The sequence below is a fragment of the Methylobacter tundripaludum SV96 genome (assembly GCF_000190755.2).
In the GTDB taxonomy this organism is placed as follows: domain Bacteria; phylum Pseudomonadota; class Gammaproteobacteria; order Methylococcales; family Methylomonadaceae; genus Methylobacter_A; species Methylobacter_A tundripaludum.
On sequence record NZ_JH109152.1, the window covers coordinates 514,222 to 533,299 of the forward strand.

Below are 19,078 nucleotides of genomic sequence, written 5' to 3' on the forward strand. Positions count from 1 at the left end.
TTTTATAAAGAGTTAAGGAAATTTTTTATACGCTGCGCGGCTTCTATGCATTCATCCAGGGGCGCAACCAAGGCAATTCTGACGTGGTTAAAGCCGGGATTGATGCCGTCAAACTCACGGGATAAGTAACTGCCGGGCAGCACGGTGATGTTTTGTTGGGCAAATAATTGCTGTGCGAATTCGGTATCGGAAATCCCCCTCGATCCCCCTTTTTCAAAGGAGGAGGCAGGTGCGTGTGTATTTTCGTTCGCAGCATGGTTTGCCATTGATCCCCCTTTGGAAAAGGGGGAAGCCGCAGGCAGGGGGATTTTCAACCAGACATAAAAACTGGCAGGCGGTTTTATGACAGTGCAAACGTCGCCGAGAACATCGATAAATGCCGCGAATTTTTCACGGTACAAGCGACGGTTTTCGATGACGTGATGCTCATCCTGCCAGGCCTGAATACTGGCGTGTTGGGTAGGCAAGGGCATCGCGCAGCCGTGGTAAGTCCGGTATTGAAAATAGTGTTTCAATATCTCCGCATCGCCTGCGGCAAAACCCGAGCGCAAGCCCGGCGCGTTGGAACGTTTGGACAAGCTGTGGAAAATAACGCAGCGTTTGAATGCCGTGTTGCCCATGTTATAGGCCGTTTGCAGCAAGCCCGGCGGCGGGTTGGTTTCGTCGTCATAGATTTCGGTGTAGCACTCGTCGGAGGCGATTACAAAATCGTATTTTTCCGCCAGCTTGAGCAGCTTTTCGTGGCTGGCCTGATCGATCACCGAGCCGGTCGGGTTGCCGGGCGAACAAATGTAGATTAACTGGCAGCGTTGCCATATCTCATCCGGCACCGCATCAAAATCCGGCAAGTAACCGGAGTCTTCCAGCGTGTTCAGATAATACGGTTCGGCTCCTGCCAGCAAGGCCGCGCCTTCATAAATCTGGTAAAACGGGTTCGGCATGATTACGACGGGAGCAGGGCGAGTCGGATCGACAAGACACTGGGCGAACGAAAACAACGCTTCGCGCGTGCCGTTGACCGGTAGAATCTGGGTTTCAGCATTAAGCGCATCAGCCGGTATCTGAAAGCGACGGCTGATCCATCCGGCTATCGCCTGCCTGAGTTCGGGTATACCTTTAGTGGTCGGATAGTTAGCCAAACCATGGAGGTGGGTTAACAGCGCTTCCTGGATTAAATGCGGCGTGGCATGAGTCGGTTCGCCCATAGACAGGGCGATATGCGGTTTGTTCGCAGGCGGAACGATGCCTTGTTTAAGTTGCGCCAGTTTTTCAAACGGGTAGGGATGTAGGTGTTTTAAATTAGGGGTCATCGATTAGTTGCAATGCGGTTGTTTACCGGCAGATTGGGCTTGCTGAAATAGTCCCATGGCTTGCGGCATGTGCTTTTCCAAGTCCTGAATGCGGGTGGCATGCGAAGGGTGGGTCGACATGAATTCTAAAGGTTGCGGACCTTGCGAGGCCTGTTCCATTTTTTGCCATAAGCCGATGCTTTGTTGCGGATCAAAGCCCGCTTTGGCCATTAAATCCACGCCGATCATATCGGCTTCGCTTTCATGGACGCGGCTGTAAGGCATCAGTATGCCGTATTGCGCACCCACACCCAGCAGACCGAGCGCTGTTTGGCCTAAAGCGGTTTGCGGTGCGCTGACCGCCTGAATGATGCCCATGCCCGAACTAACCGCCATTTCCTGGGAGGCTCGCTCATTGCTGTGCTTGGCGAGGACGTGGCCGATTTCATGGCCGATGACCGCAGCCAATTGGTCCTGATTGTCGACCAGTGTGATCATGCCGGTATGCACGCCGATTTTATTGCCGGGCAAGGCAAAGGCGTTAGGCGAGGCATCTTCAAAGACCACAACTTCCCAGTTGCCGCCGGTTTCCCGGGTGATTGCCCCGGCAATACAACTTGCCAGTTGATTGTATTTGCTGTTATTGCTGATAGCTTTTTGTTTTTTCAGGTTATCAAAAGCCTGTAAGCCCATTTGATCGATTTGCGCATCAGGCATGAAAACAAATTGGCTTCTACCTGTAGGGCTGGTGACACAGGCGTTTAATAGGCAGGCAGTTGCCAGAACTGGGAATATTTTTTTGAACATAAAAAATGACCGGTAGTTTCTGATATACCGGCCATTTTAACGTAAGTTTTTATCCGGGGTTTAAAAATGTAACTTCTCATTAGGAAAAAGCTTATCACCACGAACGACTACATGGGCAGATATTTTGCTCCATGCAAAATCTGCATTCCCCACATCCCTGTGGGTTATGCAGGAGGTAGGGCAATGCAGGAGCAATTGCCGGGACACGAGGGACACGAAGAAATAAAACTTCGTGTCTTCGTGGTGAATAATACAGCAAAGATTTATTTCAAAATTTTGGCGAACATCGCATCATAATCTTCTTTCGACAATACACCGCTGACCCCGGAGCGCTGATGCGCCTTGTCGAAGAAATAGGTTCTGGGCAGCTCGCCATACCACTTGGGGTCGATTTCAAATTGCAGTTTCTGGGTGTTGTCATCGGCATAAGCCCAGTTTTCAATCTCGGCCAGTTGATTTTTCTCCAGGATTTGCTGAATCTGCTCGGTTGCGGACGGCTCATCGGCCGCCAGCATGATCATTTTAAGTTCAGGCCTGTTTTTATGAATGCTGCTTAACAGCTCCATGTCTTTCAAACAGGAAGAGCAGTTGATAGACCAGATCACCAGCATGAACGGCCGATTGGCGTTGCTGGACAATATTTGTTGATAGCTGCCCGAGACAAATGGCGCAGGGGCTGCCTGGGCTGGAATAGTAAAGAGGGTTAAAAAAATAAATGCCAAGCCAGGGAAAATTTTTTTTAAGGTCATGATTTGATTCCATGTGTACAGATGTAAAAGGCTTTTTCGTAACGGATCATGTTGTTACTCCTTAAGCGTGTGATTCGGTATCTTTCTTAACAATGTCTTTGATGTAATCGTTCAGGGATTTTCCTATTTCACCGGCCCGTTTTGCCGCTTTTTCGTGTAGCTCTTCGCCTATTCTCACGTTGAAAGAACCTTTGAAAGGTTTTTTGGGTTCCATACCGGTCTCTTTGCAGGTTTCCAGATAGCTGTCTACGGCAAGCCTGAATTCTTTTTCCAATTGTTCCACTGTTTCGGCTTCGTAGTTTACCAAGTCGCTGACGAATTCAATTTTCCCATGTAAACAGTTGTCCTCTACGTTTACTTTGACGCTGCCTTGATAGCCTTTGTAATTGAAGTATTTCATTTGATAACTCCTTGTTCTTTTAACTTTTTGATGATGTCTTTTTGGGTGTAGGTTTTTATGGCGTTCTGTGGGTGCGGCCGGTGCAATTCGATGATACTTTTTTTTCCGGGTTTACGAATTTTATGCGGGAGCCATCGCCTTCAAGTTTTTTGTAACCCAGCTTCTTTAACAGGGTTAAAACATCGTTCCACTTTGGAAAGGGTATATTGATGAATTGTTCTAATAGTTTTTCAAGTTGGCTCATGCTCTAAATGGGCGACTGAAATTTAGTTGCAAATATATCATCTATCTTGATTGTCATCAAAATTCGTTCCCGACTCTGATATAAGCATTGGTGCTATTTGCCCGCACGGCCAGTCTTTCATATTGAAGTCGTCTTCCGGCTTTTACCTCAGCGGGTATCGGCAATATGTGGTACAACATAATTCGACTGATTCTACCTACTATGGCGGTTGGGAACAGAACGCCTATTGCATCGAATTTTGATTTGGAAGATCATTGGGTAAACACAATAACCGGATAATATTATGGCGATAAATACTAACAGACCCACGTCCCCGCATTTGCAAGTCTACAAGCTGCCTTTAACAGGTATTATTTCCATCACCCACCGCATGACCGGCATCATGCTCACCGCCGGTTTGATCTTATTCGTTTATGTTATTTCGGCGTTGGCAGGCGGTGCGGATTCGTACACGGCCATGCAGGCCTTGATGAGTCTATGGCTGTTCAAATTAGTAATCTGGGCTTTTATTTACGCGCTGTTTTTCCATCTGTGTCACGGTGTTCGCCACTTGATTTGGGATTCCGGCAGCAGCTTTGAACTGGATACGCTAAACCGGTATGCCATGATTGAACTGGCGGCTTCATTGGCGCTGACTTTAATGACTTTTGCGTGGGGATATTATGGACTATAGAACGCCTTTATCCAGGGTTAAGGGCTTGGGTTCAGCTAAGGACGGAACGACTCATTGGTGGATGCAGCGCGTCACCGCCGTGGCGCTGATCCCGTTGTCTTTCTGGCTGATCTACTTTCTGGGTTTGAGCTTGACCGCCCCCTATCAACAAACCGTAGTTTGGCTAACATCGCCTGTTAATACCGTCTGCATAGTGGCGTGGATCATCGCCGCCTTCTACCACGCCGCGTTGGGTTTACAGGTGGTGATTGAAGATTATGTCGCAGCCGAAGGCCCCAAGATCATCTCGATCTGGGCCGTCAATCTGGCTTTCTTGTTTTTGGCGATTGCGGCCCTGCTGGCTGTGTTTCGCATCGTATCGATAGGGTGATTCATGGCCGCAGATTATAAAATTATTGAGCATACTTACGATGTAGTCGTGGTTGGCGCGGGCGGCGCAGGGCTTCGCGCTACCTTGGGCATGGCGGAAAAAGGCCTTAAAACCGCCTGCATCACCAAAGTATTCCCCACTCGCAGTCATACCGTCGCCGCGCAAGGCGGCATCAGTGCGGCGCTGGGCAATATGGGCGAAGACGACTGGCGTTTTCACATGTACGACACCGTCAAAGGCTCCGATTGGCTGGGCGATCAGGATGCGATCGAATACATGTGTCGCGAAGCCATTCCCGCCGTGATCGAGCTGGAACATTACGGCGTGCCGTTTTCGCGCACCGCCGACGGCAAAATCTATCAACGTGCGTTCGGCGGCATGACCACGCATTACGGCAAAGGACTGGCGCAACGCACTTGCGCGGCGGCCGACAAGACCGGTCATGCGATTTTGCATACCCTGTACCAACAGTCGTTAAAGCATAAGGCTGAATTCTTCGTTGAATACATTGCGCTGGATTTGATTATGGAAGACGGCGAATGTCGCGGCATTTTGGCCTGGTGTCTGGATGACGGTTCCCTGCATTTGTTCAAATCCCAGATGACCGTCTTGGCGACCGGCGGTTACGGGCGCACCTTTTTTTCCTGCACCTCGGCGCATACCGTGACCGGCGACGGCAACGCGATGGTGTTGCGCGCCGGTTTGCCGTTGCAGGATATGGAATTCATCCAGTTTCACCCGACCGGCATTTACGGCGCAGGCTGCTTGATTACCGAAGGCGTAAGAGGTGAGGGCGGTTACCTCACCAACTCGGAAGGCGAACGGTTCATGGAACGCTACGCGCCGTCGGCCAAAGACCTCGCTTCACGCGATGTGGTCAGCCGCGCGATGACCATCGAAATTGAAGAAGGCCGAGGCGTAGGGCCGCTGAAAGATCATCTCTATCTGCATATCGAGCATCTTGATCCGGCCATCATTCACGAACGCTTGCCGGGCATATCCGAAACCTCCAGGATATTTGCGAATGTCGATATCACCAAAGAGCCGATTCCGGTGCTGCCGACTGTGCATTACAACATGGGCGGTATTCCGACCAATTACAAAGCCGAAGTCGTGACCTTGAGAGGCGACGATCCTGATGCGGTCGTGCCGGGCTTGATGGCAATCGGCGAAGCGGCCTGCGTTTCCGTGCATGGCGCAAACCGCTTGGGTTCAAACTCGCTGCTCGATCTGGTGGTGTTCGGCCGCTCTGCCGCGATACGCTGCGCCGAACTGATCAAACCGGGCTCAAGGCAAAAACCGTTGGCGAGCAATGCTTGCGACAAAGCCATCGCCCGTTTCGATAAAATCCGCAATGCCAACGGCAGCCGCTCGACCTCCGATATTCGCCTGGACATGCAAAAAGTCATGCAAGCCAAAGCGGCGGTGTTCAGGACCGGCACCACGTTGACCGAAGGCGTCAACGCGATGGCGGAAGTCAGAAAAACCTTTGCCGATGTCAAAGTAGTAGATAAATCGTTGATCTGGAATACCGATCTGGTTGAAACGCTGGAGCTGGATAACCTACTGAGCCAAGCCACTGTCGCGATCAACGCGGCGGGCAACCGCACCGAAAGCCGGGGTGGCCATGCACGGGAAGATTTCCCGAAACGCGACGACGAAAACTGGCTGAAGCATACCCTGACCTGGCTGGACGGCGACCAAGTTAAAATCGATTACCGGCCGGTGCACATGTACACATTGACCGACGAAGTCGACGTTATTCCACCAAAAGAGAGGGTGTACTGATGGCTGAATTTACCTTGCCTAAAAACTCGGTTTTAATCGAAGGCAAAACTTTTAAAGCGCCAGCCGGTGCAACCAACATCCGCCGGTTTGAAGTGTACCGCTGGGACCCCGAGTCCGGCGAAAACCCGCGCATCGATGCGTTCGAACTGGACATGGACAGCTGCGGCCCGATGGTGCTGGATGCGATCCTGAAAATCAAGAACGAAATCGACAGCAGCCTGACCTTCCGGCGCTCCTGCCGCGAAGGCGTGTGCGGCTCCTGCGCGATGATGATTAACGGTAAAAACTCCCTGGCCTGCACCAAAGCCATCGATTCCTATTCCGGCACCATCAAAATTTATCCGTTGCCGCATTTGCAAGTCGTTAAAGACCTGGTGGCGGATCTGACTCATTTTTATGCGCAGTACGCCTCGATCAAACCGTGGATAGAAACCCAAACCCCAGCGCCTGCGGATTCCGAGCGTCTGCAAAGCAAGGAAGACCGGGAAAAACTGGATGGCTTGTACGACTGCGTGCTGTGCGCCTGCTGCTCGACCAGTTGCCCCAGTTACTGGTGGAACAGTGAGCGTTACCTGGGCCCTGCGATCCTGCTGCAAGCCTACCGCTGGCTGGTCGACAGCCGCGACGAAAGCACCGGCGAACGGTTGGACGAACTGGAAGACCCGTTTAAATTGTACCGTTGCCATACCATTATGAACTGTACCGATACCTGTCCCAAGGGTTTGAATCCGGCCAAGGCGATTGCCGAGACCAAGAAACTGTTGGTGCAGAGAAAGCTGGGGTGATGGATGAGCAGGCCCGGTTAAAGTGGCAATGTCGGCGGGGGACTAAGGAGTTGGATTTTCTGCTAAATCGCTATTTGGAAACGGGGTATTTGGTCGCGGATCAGGGGGAGAGGGATTTGTTTGTGGAGTTGCTGGGGATGGAGGATGATGAGCTGTCCGCAGTTTTAATGGCTGAGGCGGAAGTGCCGGAAGAAATGCAGGTTTTGGTTGGGAAGATACATAATTTTTATGTAGACTGAGATTATTGCTCGCTCCCAAGCTCCAGCTTCCCGAAACACAGAAAGCCTAACGTTTTTACGATGTCCGAGCTAAGCGGCTATATTTAGCCAACGCAAAACGTTTCGAACGGCGCAGCATGCCCCGTTCGGCGCTGATAATAACTTGTTAACCGGCGATGCATCGACCATGAAACCTGTACCATCTACCTTTATAAGACGACTAAAAATGTTATTTACTGATCCTGCTGCGATAATAATCTTAATCGGTACCATAACTGCGGCATTGGGTGCGCTATGGGCAGCAGACAGTCAAAACGAGTCCACAAATGAACTCAAAGCAATGCAAGAAAAAATTAATACAAGAAATGAAGAAATCATCAAACTCAATCGGGAAATAGGAAATCTTTCCCATCACACCATGAATATGGTTACTGGGGGCAATAGCTATGCATATATCCTATTTAGCAACAATGAAAGCGAAAGCGTCGAAAACATGCAATTGGGGAATATATTTCTCATTCACGAGGGGCAATACCCACTTTATGATTTAACGATACAAATTACCGACATAGACACGTTCAAAAATGAAAAGATCATTAATGTTGGCAATATTGGGAGCATCCAACATATAAAGCACTGGCCGCTTAACTATGCTATTAATTTCAATCTACATGGAAAGTCATCGCAACGGTTTAATATTTTTTTCTATGCTCGAAATGGGACGTGGTATCAACAACTAATTTATAAGAAATTGAAGAGCAAATGGTATGTTGCAACTCGGGTCGTACGCTCCAACGAACAAGGAAGTGTTGATGTGCTATTCAAAGATATTAGCCCGAATTTCCCAATTCACGAACAAGATATTATCTGGCAATAGCCGGGTAGGGGGCGCAATCATACTGGGGACTCCAAGCGGGACGGGGTTTGTAACCCCGTCTCTAACGTTTCTGCGATGTCCGAGCTAAGCGGCAATGCTAACCAATGCAAAACGTTTCGAACGGGGCAAAATGCCCCGTCCGGCTGTCGTATGCATGGCGTATCATGTTGCAAGCAATTTGGTAAGGAGTGGCGAAGCCGGGTAGGGGGCGCATCGCGCCCCATTTCGGAGCTCAATCGTACGGAAAACTTTGATCCAAGCGGGATGGGGTTTGCAACTCCGTTCCTAACGTTTTTACGATGTCCGAGTTAAGCGGCTATACATAACCAACGCAAAACGTTTCGAACGGGGCAGCATGCCTCCGGCTGTCGATAATCGTCGTCCAGCATGGTGCATCATGTCGCAAACAATTTGGTAAGGAGTGGCGAAGCCGAGTTGGCCGATGACCAAAGCCAATGTTCAGGACGGGCAACATAACCTTTTCGCACCGGATTTTCATGAATATAGTTAAGCTTTTGAAGATAGAAAGCAGGGTTTTCTATCTTCTTCGGTGCATTAGTTTCCATCCAAAACCGATAACCTCCCTGTGCATCAGCAAACAGCTTCAAAACATTCGGCTTCCAAGCGGGACGGGGTTTGCAACCCCGTCCCTAACATTTCTGAGGTATTAGAGCTGAGTGGCTATATTAATAGCCATGTAGGTCGGGTTAGCGTAGCGTAACCCGACACATTCGCGCAAAATGTCGGGTTACGCTACGCTAACCCGACCTACCCATAATTATTTTTTTCATAAACTATGCATTATCGTCGCGTTTATATCGAAGGTGGCTGTTATTTTTTCACCGTTGTTACTGAAAAACGACGAAAAATATTTTCTGAGGATGATAACGTCAAGCGCCTACGGGCTGCATTTAAAACTGTCATGCAAAAACGTCCTTTTGTAATTGATGCCGCCGTTGTCTTACCTGATCATCTACATTTTATCTGGACGCTTCCTGAATATGACAGCGACTACTCAACTCGCTGGCGACTTATCAAATCCGCATTTACCAAACAATACCCTGATAAATTCATCGTTCAAAACGCTAACCGTAAAAAGAAGAAACAACAGGAACTGTGGCAACATCGTGGGTGGGAACATTGTTTGCGTGATAAACGGGATTTTCAACAGCATATTGATTATATCCACTACAATCCCGTAAAACACGGGCTTGTAAAACGCGCCAGTGATTGGCAATATTCAAGTATTCACCGATATATAAAATCAGGTATGCTGGATAAAAATTGGGGTGAAGGTGCGATGAATTTTGCTGATGATATTGGCTGTGAATAATTGCAATGAGAAAAAAATATCGGGTTACGCTACGCTAACCCGACCTACACCTTGCAGAATCCGGGGCTTCGTAGCGTTCGTGGCCGTTCAGGTTGTTCGGCAAGTATTGAGCGTGAATTACACATTAAATTAGGTACTTATATGCAAACATTAAAAAAACAATTAAAACAAAATCTGACTTTGATTTTTTTCAGTACTCTGCTTTTAGCTTTACACCCTGCAATGGCAGCAACAGACCAAGCAGATCAAGAAAAACTCCTCAGAGCGCGTGTAAAGAGCCATCAGCAAGATACAGATCACGCAGCCCATCTAACCCCTATAGATAAGAGTCTGGAGTTTCATGGCGTTTTTTACGGATATCTTCCTTGCAACGATTGCGATGGCATTAAAGCGACACTGTCGTTAAAACAAAATAACAATTATCTGTTGGTGACACAGCCTGCAAGAGATTCCTCAAGGGAGTTTTATGAAAAAGGAAAATATAGTTGGAATGATGAAACCCATACCGTTGTTTTAACACCGCGTAACGAACCAACCCCACGGCAATATCATATTGAAGATGAAGGGACGCTCATTCAGCTTAACAGTGATGGAGCGAGGATGGCAGCCGGCCTGGCAGATCGCTACACTTTACGCAGAAGCGATACGGTAAAGTCACGTGAGGTACATATTCACTAGGATGAATATTGGGTAGTACGGAAGAAAAAACCGCTCCGCCATCCCCATCGCTCATCGCCGGCGAGGTGTCAGGCAACGCCATTACGCAGAACATGTTTAGGATTGCAATTCCGTCCCTAACGTTTCTGCGCTGTCTGAGTTAAGCGGCTACATTTAACAGACGCAAACCGCTTCGAACAGGGCATAGCTCCGTCCATCTGCCGATGTTGCAGCAAGCAATTTGGTAAGGAGCTGCGAAGCCGGATTGGCCGATGACCAAGGCCCATGTTTAGGACGGGCAACATAATCTTTTCGTACTGGATTTTTCTGGATATAGCCGGGCAGATGGACAGGTCTTGCACGGTTACACATAACAGTTTTTTAAAGTCTAATCTGCAAGCCCCGGTTTTTTTCAAATAAACATTATTAACTGATGTTACGCACTGTCGATTACAGTCGCGAAAAAGATAGACCGCAGATTGCCAAATCATTGTCCGACAAGATCTTGTTCCCGCCGCCGTAGGGCCTGCCACTTCACCTGTTACGGACTATGCGTAACATCCGTTTTTTAATAAAAATTGATAATGTCAGTTCGACAAAGACCCCACTAAAGAAACTCCATCATGCTTTCGAATTCATAACAAAAAAAGTTTCGTCGGTGCAGGTTAATCGGTATGCGCACAAAAATGATGCGCTTATCTAAAATAATCAAACAAGCCAGGTTTAATGTTATTGCTTATAACTAATTGAATTTTATTGGTAAAAAGTTAATGTAATTTGTGTGTTAATTTTGGCGCAGCATTTGCTTTTGTATTTTAGGGAGCCCCTGAAAATTGAATTACGCCAATATGAAATTCAGAAGTTCATCGATGTAAGTCAGCCCGAACAGGGTGTTTTTTAGAAGCTTCCTGTAATGTCATGAAATCTTAAACAAACCGTCATCTCTTTGACAGAGATAAGTTTTATTCTGTATCTGAAAAGAAAAAACACCATTTACGCGGAAAATTTGCGTTTTTTTACATGATTTCTCCAGGAGAATAAAAAATGAATCCACTCTATTTTATCCAAAAAGAACTCAGCGCAGCATGGGGTGAGGTTAACCGCCCACTATTTCCGGAGGGCTCTGAGAATGAATATTTTTATACGGAACTGTTTAACTACTATCATTCACTCCAAGGCAAGACCATCGACACGGGGAGCGGTGAGTCGTTATTTCCAATAATGATTGATAACGCCCATTCCATTAATGGGGAGCCGGCTAAGAAGGGCATTGCGCCTCTTTTCGAAGCCCAACAACCGTGCTGGGGATTTTGATTCCTAAGATGGATTATCTGTTGGAGTGCTTTAAAATAGCCTTGTCATTCAGGTGTTTGTAAATGGGGCGCGATGTATTCGCTACGTAGCTGAGCTAATTAAGCGCCCCGTTTTTCCTCAATCAATTCTCTTCCTGTTCCGGACTTTCGGCTTTGAACAGCTCGGAGATGAGCTCAAGATGGGCCGTTAATTGTGGTATCTCAGGAATTCCCCAAGCTTTTCCTGTGATGCGGGATAGTAAGTTATTCAACCAGATCCGGTTCGATTGCGCTTGTTGAATGATTAATTGGTAGGATCCCTCATCATTAACAATGGCAAAATCTTCGATCCAAACTTCAATCGTTTCAGATTCACCGACGAGCTGAATTTGAACGTATGCTTTTCGCGCTTCGAGGTCAAAATTAAAATCTGTTAATTCTGCAATGCCCTTCAGTATTATATTTGCCACCCATATAACCATCATGTTAGGTGTCCATTTTATTGCCATTTTTATTAAACTGGTTTTAAAGCTCATTTTTATCCTTTATCAGTTACGTGGTAAGTTTTCTAATCTAATTGTTGTTTGCTTTGGTCGTTAAGTACAACCAAAAAATGTCATCAAACTACCTGCTTAATTCTATTTTGTCAGCAAAAATTCGCCAGTTTGTCATTATCTACGTACGGTTTTTTCGGGTAATGCCCAAAAACATTTGCTGTGGGGCAGGTTGACTTTGCCTGTCTATATTTTCAAGTCACTGATTTTTAGCGCGTTTGTGAGGATTGTATTTAAATCAATAGCTGTAATCCGTGCAATATGATTGACTCATTATCATTGGATTGCAGCATTTAGCCGGTAACCCATATTACAAATAATGCCGATATTTTTCGGCCTGTCACATTACTGTAATGAATCTGTCTCATTACTGTAATGAACTTGTCATATTCTGATCAAATACATTTGCGATTAGCCGGAATATTACATGTCAATCTTATACGATGAACTAACCAAAATTCTCCATGGCAAGCAATTGACGCCTCATTTTCAGCCTATTGTTTCTTTATATAAAAAGAAAATCATGGGCTACGAAGCCTTAATTCGCGGCCCTTCCGATAGTCCACTGCACAGTCCGTTTAATTTGTTCGATACGGCTGAACGTTTCGATTTAAGCACAAAACTCGAATACATCTGCCGGGAAGTCACCATAAAACGCTACGCGAGCTTGGATGTCAAAGAAAAGCTGTTTATTAACGTAAGTCCTTCCGTGCTGCTGCAACCGGATTTTAAAAAAGGGGAGACGCTTAAACTTCTGGATCAGTTCGGTGTCGATCCCCGTTCTGTCGTTATCGAGTTAACAGAACACCAACCCACGGATGACTTTCAATTAATGCGTGAAGCGATCATCCACTATAGAAAGATGGGTTTTGAGATAGCCATTGATGACCTGGGCGCGGGCTACTCGGGATTAAGGCTCTGGTCGGAATTACAGCCTGAATACGTAAAAATAGACATGCACTTTATTCAGGGCATCCATAACGATCCTATCAAACTTAATTTTGTTCGATCCATTCAAAATATTGCCAGCTCTCTTAATTGCAATGTTATCGCTGAAGGTATCGAAACAGAAGATGAATTTAAAGTCGTAGAACAACTTGGCATTACTCATGCGCAGGGCTATTACTTTGCCCGGCCCACGGCTATTCCTTTAGAGAAAGTCAATAAGTCATTATTTGTTGTCAGCACCCAACCCAGCCAATTTAACGCTACGAAAGCGGCTCATATCGCTAAATTTATAACGCCTGTTTCATCGGAAACCGCTATCAGCGAAGTCATGAATTTGTTCCATCATGACAGTGACTTAACCATTCTGCCGTTGGTTGATGACAATGTGGCTTCAGGGGTTATTTTTCGCGACCACTTCCTATTTAAATTGTTTTCAAGTCGCTATGGCATTGAATTGTATGGAAAGAAGCCCATAAAAACGTTTGTAGACAAAACGCCGTTAAGTTTCGATCAAAACACCGCCATAGAATTAGTCAGTAAACAGCTGACATCAACAATGCGAAACGATCAGGCTTTTATCATTACCAATGACGGCGAATATACGGGCATAGGAACGATACTGAAATTGCTTGAAGAAATTACCCGTCAACAAATTCACAATGCCAAACACGCTAATCCTCTTACCTTGTTGCCGGGTAGCGTCCCGATCAATGATCAGATCGATCAATTATTGGCAACCAAAGTACCTTTCAGTTTCGGTTATTTCGATCTGGATCACTTCAAACCTTTTAATGACGTTTATGGCTACAGTGCGGGCGACGATATTATTAAAGCAGTCGCCAATACACTGGCTCAACACATTCCCGCCGAGAGCGGTCTGGTTGGTCACATCGGCGGAGATGATTTTATAGTCATTTTTACCGGTAATGACTGGTTAAAGTGCTGTGAAAATATTTTGAACGACTTTAAAAAAGCCGTTCCACATTACTACAAAGATGAAGATATAAAAACAGGCGGTATTCATGCTGAAAACAGGACGGGAGAAAAATGTTTTTTTCCGTTGATAAGCCTGTCGGTGGGCCTGGTAGACTCGGTTTCAACCAGTCAGTGTCAATCGCATGTCGATATAGCCGATTTGGCATCCGAAGCAAAAAAACAGGCCAAAAAGATTGAAGGGAACAGTTTTTTTATTAACCACAGAATGGCGACAAAAAGTCAGGAAAACCTTCAATCCTTTGCGCATAAATCAGTCGTAAAGCTGCATGCGGTTAATTAACCCTTAAAAGAGAGGCATCTAATTTCTTCTTATTTCCAGGACAGCGTGGAAACTAATAAGTAACATCTAAAAAGGCTCTTAAAATGTTTGGTTATATAAGCTTCAAAGTCCGCATAGTGCTTGGTTTTCTTGCCATCATCAGTTTGATGATAGGCATTGTTGCTGTGGTTTTGTTTAATTTTTCCCAGACTCAGCGCGACGTGGCGAAAGTGGATGATACTTTTTTGCCCAATGCGCTGCTGGCAGAGCGAATGGCGATTTATACCTTACAGGTACAGCAACTTTTTACCCAGGTTTCACTCAACCAGGACCCGGATGGTTATCAGGATGCGCAAAGAGCGGCCGAAGACTTTAAACAGGGCATCGCACAGTTTCGGGAGCGCTTGGCTGGAGAAAGCCCGGTAAAAATAACGACCGAACCGTCCGCCATTAAGAGCGGCAGTGATGCTGTGGGGAATAAGGCGGCTTCGTCCGCAGCAAAACTGAAAGAATTGGCGGCTCTTGAGGCCGGTTTCGACTGGTATTACAGCGAAGGCAAGCGCATGACCACGGTCTATAAGGCCGAGGGCGCCGATGCGGGCAATCCGGTCATGAAGGATTTCAATAAATTAGCGAAAAACCTACGAACACAACTGAATAGAATTAAAAATCAGGAAGTGAACGACGCAAAAAACAATACCCATGCCATTACTGAGTCAACCCGGCATGCATCCAAGATCATGCTCGTCATTTCTTTGACCGGCATCGGTTTAGGGCTAGGCATTGCCATCTACTTGACACGTTATCTAAGCAAGCAATTGGGCATTGATCCTTACTTTGCAAAAGGGATTGCCATGGAAATTGCCGAGGGCAATTTGACTCAGGATATTCGGGTTAATGAGAAAGACAGCAGCAGTTTGTTATATGCGATGAAACACATGCAGCAACAACTGTTGGAGCGCATAACGGCAGAACGCAAAGCGGCTGACGAAACCCTGCGCGTCAAGATTGCGCTGGACAACGTCAGCACCGGTGTCATGATTGCCGATAACGACCGCAACATCATTTACGTTAATCAAGAAGTGATCAATATACTCGGCAAGGCCGAAATGGAAATCAGTCGGCAGTTGTCAAAGTTCTCGATTGAGAATCTGGTCGGCACCAACATGGATGATTTTCACGAAAAACCTTCGCATCAGGCAAAAATGCTCACCTCTTTAACCGGCAACTATGAGGCCGCCATGATAGTGGGCGGCCGTTCGATGGTCGTGATCGCCAACCCGGTAATCAACGCGCAGGGCCAACGACTGGGCACGGTGGCCGAATGGCACGACCGCACCGAAGAGGTAATCGCGGAGAATGAAGTCGCCATTATTGTGGAAGCCGCTGCCAGTGGCGATTTCAGTATGCGTTTCGATCTGGACGGCAAGGACGGTTTTTTGCGTCATCTGGGTGGCGATATTAACCAGCTTATGCAAACCAGCGAAACCAGCCTTAATGAAGTCGTGCGCGTACTCAATGCGCTGTCCCGTGGCGACCTGACCGAAACCATCAGCAACGATTATTCAGGTATCTTTGGTCAGCTTAAAAATGACTCCAATACCACGGTAGAAAAACTTAAAGACATTATCAGTCAAATCAAGGAGGCCACTGACGGCATTAACACCGGAACCAAAGAAATCGCTTCGGGCAATAATGACTTGTCACACCGCACCGAACAGCAAGCCGCCAGTTTGGAACAAACCGCCGCCAGCATGGAAGAACTGACTTCCGCCGTGCAGCACAATGCCAAAAACGCCCAGCATGCCAACCAGCTCGCCGTTGATGCATCCAACATCGCGGGCAAAGGTGTTGAAGTGGTCGGTCAAGTCGTCATGACCATGGATGACATTAATGAATCGTCACGCAAAATCGGGGACATTATCTCGGTGATCGACGACATCGCTTTCCAGACCAACATACTTGCCCTCAATGCTGCGGTAGAAGCCGCCCGCGCCGGCGAACAAGGCCGGGGCTTTGCCGTTGTAGCCGTAGAGGTGCGCAACCTTGCGCAACGCGCCGCGACGGCTGCCGGAGAAATTAAAGACCTGATTAGCGATTCGGTAGATAAAGTCTCGGACGGCAGTAAGCTGGTTACCCAGGCCGGGCTGACTATGGAAGAAATTGTCGCCTCCATCCGTGGCGTTACCGATATGATGGCCGAAATCACCGCCGCCTCATCTGAACAAAGTTCCGGCATCGAACAAGTTAATCAAGCTATCGCCCAAATGGACGATGTAACTCAACAAAATGCCGCCTTGGTAGAACAAGCCGCGGCAGCGGCGGAATCGTTGGAAGAACAGGCGCAAAACCTGGTGATCACGGTGAGCGGTTTTAAGGTGGATGACAGTGCGGCCGGTTCTTGCCGTTTTATCCCGCATTCGACAATACCCGCAGCCCAGCATAAAACGCCACGGGTGACAGTCGGTTCCGGCGACTGGGAAGCGTTTTAGGAAATACACGTCAAGTTTTTACCGAGGATAGCTTGAGCGCCATAATCCAGTATACTTTGTAGCGACAACACTATGAATTAGTAGGAGGATTTATGAATCGCACAATTGTATTTACGGTACTGCTAGCCTTCAGCGGTTTTGCACTTACCGGTTGCGAGCAAGAGAAAAAAACGGCAAAAGTGAGTCAAGCCGTGGTAAAAAAATATGCCCAAGCGACTGTTTTAGAGGGTGTGGTCAGCAATGACAAGGGCGTGATTAGAACCGGCACGGTGGAAGTGGCCGATGAAAACGGCCATTCAATTGCCCATGCGGCTGTGGATAACGGTCGTTACAGCGTAGAAGTTCCTGCCAATACGGTTTTACCGATTCTGTTGACGTTTTCTTCCGAGCCGGGCACGGAGAAATTAGTCGCCGCCGTCATTCATGACACGATTACCAAATATGAGATTAATCCATCAACCACGGCGATAGCTAAAGCTGCAAAAGCGATGGGCGGTTATACGCATGCCAATATGACCCGCGCGGCGGCAGACACTATACACACTCCCGATGCCAACAAAACCACAACCGGTTGGCGCGGCGATCCGACTACGCAATACGGCGGTTGGCATTAAGTCCTTTGACCATTTGACACGTTCGTAGTTCAGCGCGAGTGGGTCTTTTGCATCATTCCTGGAATCATCGTAATACGCGCCGGTTAAGGTCTTTTCTCTGAATTTAATCGTGCATGATGGATCATGCACGATCCTCAAGGCTAAGGTACTATCTCTTTAAACCTAAGCGAAATTATCTTCACAACGTCTTCAGGTACTCGATAATCGCCATTGCTCCTGCCTTGTCATCCGACCAATCCAGTTTGAAGGTCTTATCGCCATCCTGGATATTCTTGTCATGGCCGGTATTGCTGAGGGCGGGGGACAAGGCGGTGTTCAACAGGTAGCCCTCTTTTCGGACGGGGTTGGGCGGGATGTTGGGATCCCAGGAAAATCCGACTTTTTCCTTGTCGAAATCCAGGCGGCTCTTGACGAAATGAGCTGGGCGTTCACTGGGTACCAGCATATGGTATAGGGTTGGCACTGATCCATTGTGCAGATAAGGTCCCTGCGCCCATATGCCGATTAACGGCAGGGCGTTGTAGCCGTCGTGCCGCCCGGGTGAGGTCATGGATAATTCCTTTTTGCCTGCCAGGGAAACTCCCTTATAGTCGGCGCAAGGCTGTCCGGGCGTGCCATTCATGTCCACTGTCAGGGTAGGGGAGCAAACCTTGGTAAAGCTGCTCCGGGCGCCCAGGGTGATCAGGGTGCCTGCTATTTTGGCGCGGCCTAAATGGGTGCCGATATTTCTATACACCTTGCCGTTGTTAGGCTGGTGACAGGCGGCGCAGTTATCGGCAAACAGCGCCTTGCCTTTGTTGGCCAATTCCACGTCAACGGCAAACGGGTACGCGGGGGAAGGGAGTTTGTCCAGTAACTGGTCGGCAAAGGCGGAAACGCGAACATCGATATTCTCGAAACCGATGGTCAGTTGCGCCGCAATGTTTTTGTATATGGGCAAAGGGATATGCCCGTTCCACTGTCCGCCGCCGTTGATCAAGTCGGTCTTGTCCTGATTCCAGCGAGGATTGCGGGTATCCTGATTCCATACCGCCATAATGTCGGTTACACCCGCATGGGAGGGTAATGCGAGGGGAGCAAACAGGCCGGTTAGCGGATTATTCTTCAGGGAAAAATAGGCGTTCGCTGCGTTGAAGGCAATGGCATCTTCGGTGCCGGGGTAGCCTTGCATGATTTCCTGTTTAATTTCCGGATAGATTTTGTTAACGACTATGCCCCAGCCGCGGTAGACCTGCTCGGCGGTGTGGATGAATTTGGGGATGACGGTACCGGCTTGCTTTTTGAACAGGTCGATCTGGGCTTGTTCGTAGGCGGTATCAAATTTCCGGTTTTCGTAGCTGTAGTTATGATAAAAAAAGTTTGCGTCTTTTTGGTGGGCGGCATCCAAGGCGGCAAGAAAGGCATCAATGACCAATTTTTGTTGCTTGGCCGGGTCTGTTTCGTCGCGGTAGATTTTTGCCAAGGTTTGGGTGACTCTCAGGCGGAAGCCGATGACATTAAATTCCGCGTTGATGCCGCCATCCAGGTACTTCATGCTGCCGTCATCCAGCCGTACCCGGCCTATGTGGCAACCGCCGCAGGTAAAAGAGGCAAAGTCGATATTGCCTTGCGCCTCTTTCCTTGATAAACCGCTAAATCCTATCCCTCGTGGCGCGGGATAGCCTACTAGGCGCTCATCATTGAATAAGCCGATCACCTCTAGGAGACTGTCGGATTTAGCAGTGCAAAAAGTG

At 47.8% G+C, this 19,078-nt stretch carries 19 protein-coding genes and 1 pseudogene; 12 read left to right on the top strand and 8 right to left on the bottom strand.

All coding sequences use genetic code 11. From position 1 onward, the window contains the following. Positions 1 to 2: 2 nt before the first annotated feature. The 4 genes from dapC to METTU_RS02330 form a co-directional block, all read right to left on the bottom strand. Positions 3 to 1,310, bottom strand: a complete 1,308-nt coding sequence (dapC, locus tag METTU_RS02315; RefSeq protein WP_006889687.1) for a succinyldiaminopimelate transaminase — start codon at positions 1,308 to 1,310, stop codon at positions 3 to 5. A gap of 3 nt (positions 1,311 to 1,313) precedes the next feature. Continuing rightward, positions 1,314 to 2,096: a M48 family metallopeptidase gene (locus METTU_RS02320; RefSeq protein WP_006889688.1), complete on the bottom strand. Its 783-nt coding sequence runs from the start codon at positions 2,094 to 2,096 to the stop codon at positions 1,314 to 1,316. 263 nt (positions 2,097 to 2,359) lie between these two features. Beyond that, entirely contained in the window at positions 2,360 to 2,845 is a 486-nt protein-coding gene (locus METTU_RS02325; RefSeq protein ID WP_006889690.1) for a TlpA family protein disulfide reductase, read from the bottom strand. Between the two features lie 61 nt (positions 2,846 to 2,906). Beyond that, positions 2,907 to 3,245, bottom strand: a complete 339-nt coding sequence (locus METTU_RS02330; protein WP_006889691.1) for a type II toxin-antitoxin system HicB family antitoxin — start codon at positions 3,243 to 3,245, stop codon at positions 2,907 to 2,909. A 527-nt stretch (positions 3,246 to 3,772) separates the two neighbouring features. Here METTU_RS02330 and sdhC point away from each other — a divergent pair. The 6 genes from sdhC (at position 3,773) to METTU_RS02365 (ending at position 8,200) form a co-directional block, all read left to right on the top strand. Further along, positions 3,773 to 4,162, top strand: coding sequence for a succinate dehydrogenase, cytochrome b556 subunit (gene sdhC / locus METTU_RS02340; RefSeq protein ID WP_006889693.1), 390 nt, complete (start codon positions 3,773 to 3,775; stop codon positions 4,160 to 4,162). After that, entirely contained in the window at positions 4,152 to 4,532 is a 381-nt protein-coding gene (gene sdhD / locus METTU_RS02345; protein ID WP_006889694.1) for a succinate dehydrogenase, hydrophobic membrane anchor protein, read from the top strand. The genes sdhC and sdhD overlap by 11 nt, the downstream gene beginning before the upstream one ends. Positions 4,533 to 4,535: 3 nt before the next feature. Beyond that, the gene (sdhA, locus tag METTU_RS02350; RefSeq protein WP_006889695.1) at positions 4,536 to 6,320 is read left to right on the top strand and encodes a succinate dehydrogenase flavoprotein subunit; all 1,785 of its coding nucleotides are present in this window, start codon (positions 4,536 to 4,538) and stop codon (positions 6,318 to 6,320) included. Next, positions 6,320 to 7,105 carry a succinate dehydrogenase iron-sulfur subunit gene (locus tag METTU_RS02355; protein WP_006889696.1) on the top strand — a complete coding sequence of 262 codons (786 nt, stop codon included), beginning with the start codon at positions 6,320 to 6,322 and terminating at the stop codon, positions 7,103 to 7,105. Before sdhA ends, METTU_RS02355 begins: the two co-directional genes overlap by 1 nt. Continuing rightward, positions 7,105 to 7,344 (top strand): FAD assembly factor SdhE, encoded by a 240-nt coding sequence (locus METTU_RS02360; protein WP_006889697.1) that lies wholly within the window; start codon positions 7,105 to 7,107, stop codon positions 7,342 to 7,344. Before METTU_RS02355 ends, METTU_RS02360 begins: the two co-directional genes overlap by 1 nt. A 142-nt stretch (positions 7,345 to 7,486) precedes the next feature. Next, positions 7,487 to 8,200, top strand: coding sequence for an intracellular growth attenuator family protein (locus METTU_RS02365; protein WP_217182759.1), 714 nt, complete (start codon positions 7,487 to 7,489; stop codon positions 8,198 to 8,200). 395 nt (positions 8,201 to 8,595) lie between these two features. Here METTU_RS02365 and METTU_RS02370 read toward each other — a convergent pair whose 3' ends face one another. Beyond that, positions 8,596 to 8,808, bottom strand: a complete 213-nt coding sequence (locus METTU_RS02370; RefSeq protein WP_254257803.1) for a hypothetical protein — start codon at positions 8,806 to 8,808, stop codon at positions 8,596 to 8,598. A gap of 188 nt (positions 8,809 to 8,996) precedes the next feature. Here METTU_RS02370 and METTU_RS02375 point away from each other — a divergent pair, with 188 nt between their 5' ends. The 3 genes from METTU_RS02375 (at position 8,997) to METTU_RS02385 (ending at position 11,504) form a co-directional block, all read left to right on the top strand. Next, on the top strand, positions 8,997 to 9,533 hold the full coding sequence (locus tag METTU_RS02375; protein ID WP_006889699.1) for an REP-associated tyrosine transposase: 537 nt from the start codon (positions 8,997 to 8,999) through the stop codon (positions 9,531 to 9,533). Between the two features lie 141 nt (positions 9,534 to 9,674). Continuing rightward, positions 9,675 to 10,211 (top strand): copper resistance protein NlpE, encoded by a 537-nt coding sequence (locus METTU_RS02380; RefSeq protein WP_006889700.1) that lies wholly within the window; start codon positions 9,675 to 9,677, stop codon positions 10,209 to 10,211. Between the two features lie 1,023 nt (positions 10,212 to 11,234). Then, a complete protein-coding gene (locus METTU_RS02385) occupies positions 11,235 to 11,504 on the top strand; it encodes a hypothetical protein (RefSeq protein ID WP_006889701.1) in 270 nt (89 codons plus the stop codon). A gap of 121 nt (positions 11,505 to 11,625) precedes the next feature. Here METTU_RS02385 and METTU_RS02390 read toward each other — a convergent pair whose 3' ends face one another. Beyond that, entirely contained in the window at positions 11,626 to 12,018 is a 393-nt protein-coding gene (locus tag METTU_RS02390; protein WP_006889702.1) for a hypothetical protein, read from the bottom strand. 445 nt (positions 12,019 to 12,463) lie between these two features. Between METTU_RS02390 and METTU_RS02395 the strand changes: the two genes are divergently transcribed. From METTU_RS02395 to METTU_RS02405, 3 genes are all read left to right on the top strand, one after another. Then, positions 12,464 to 14,260 carry a GGDEF domain-containing protein gene (locus METTU_RS02395; protein WP_006889703.1) on the top strand — a complete coding sequence of 599 codons (1,797 nt, stop codon included), beginning with the start codon at positions 12,464 to 12,466 and terminating at the stop codon, positions 14,258 to 14,260. 83 nt (positions 14,261 to 14,343) lie between these two features. Then, on the top strand, positions 14,344 to 16,731 hold the full coding sequence (locus METTU_RS02400; RefSeq protein ID WP_006889704.1) for a methyl-accepting chemotaxis protein: 2,388 nt from the start codon (positions 14,344 to 14,346) through the stop codon (positions 16,729 to 16,731). Positions 16,732 to 16,823: 92 nt separating this feature from the next. Then, complete coding sequence (locus METTU_RS02405) at positions 16,824 to 17,345, top strand: hypothetical protein (RefSeq protein WP_006889705.1); 522 nt, start codon at positions 16,824 to 16,826, stop codon at positions 17,343 to 17,345. 178 nt (positions 17,346 to 17,523) lie between these two features. Here the strand turns inward: METTU_RS02405 and METTU_RS24785 are convergent, their stop codons facing one another. Then, positions 17,524 to 18,879 carry a c-type cytochrome gene (locus METTU_RS24785; protein ID WP_496109393.1) on the bottom strand — a complete coding sequence of 452 codons (1,356 nt, stop codon included), beginning with the start codon at positions 18,877 to 18,879 and terminating at the stop codon, positions 17,524 to 17,526. Between the two features lie 42 nt (positions 18,880 to 18,921). Further along, positions 18,922 to 19,047 (bottom strand): annotated as a pseudogene (locus METTU_RS25115) (hypothetical protein); the annotation flags it as partial. Between the last annotated feature and the right edge of the window lie 31 nt (positions 19,048 to 19,078).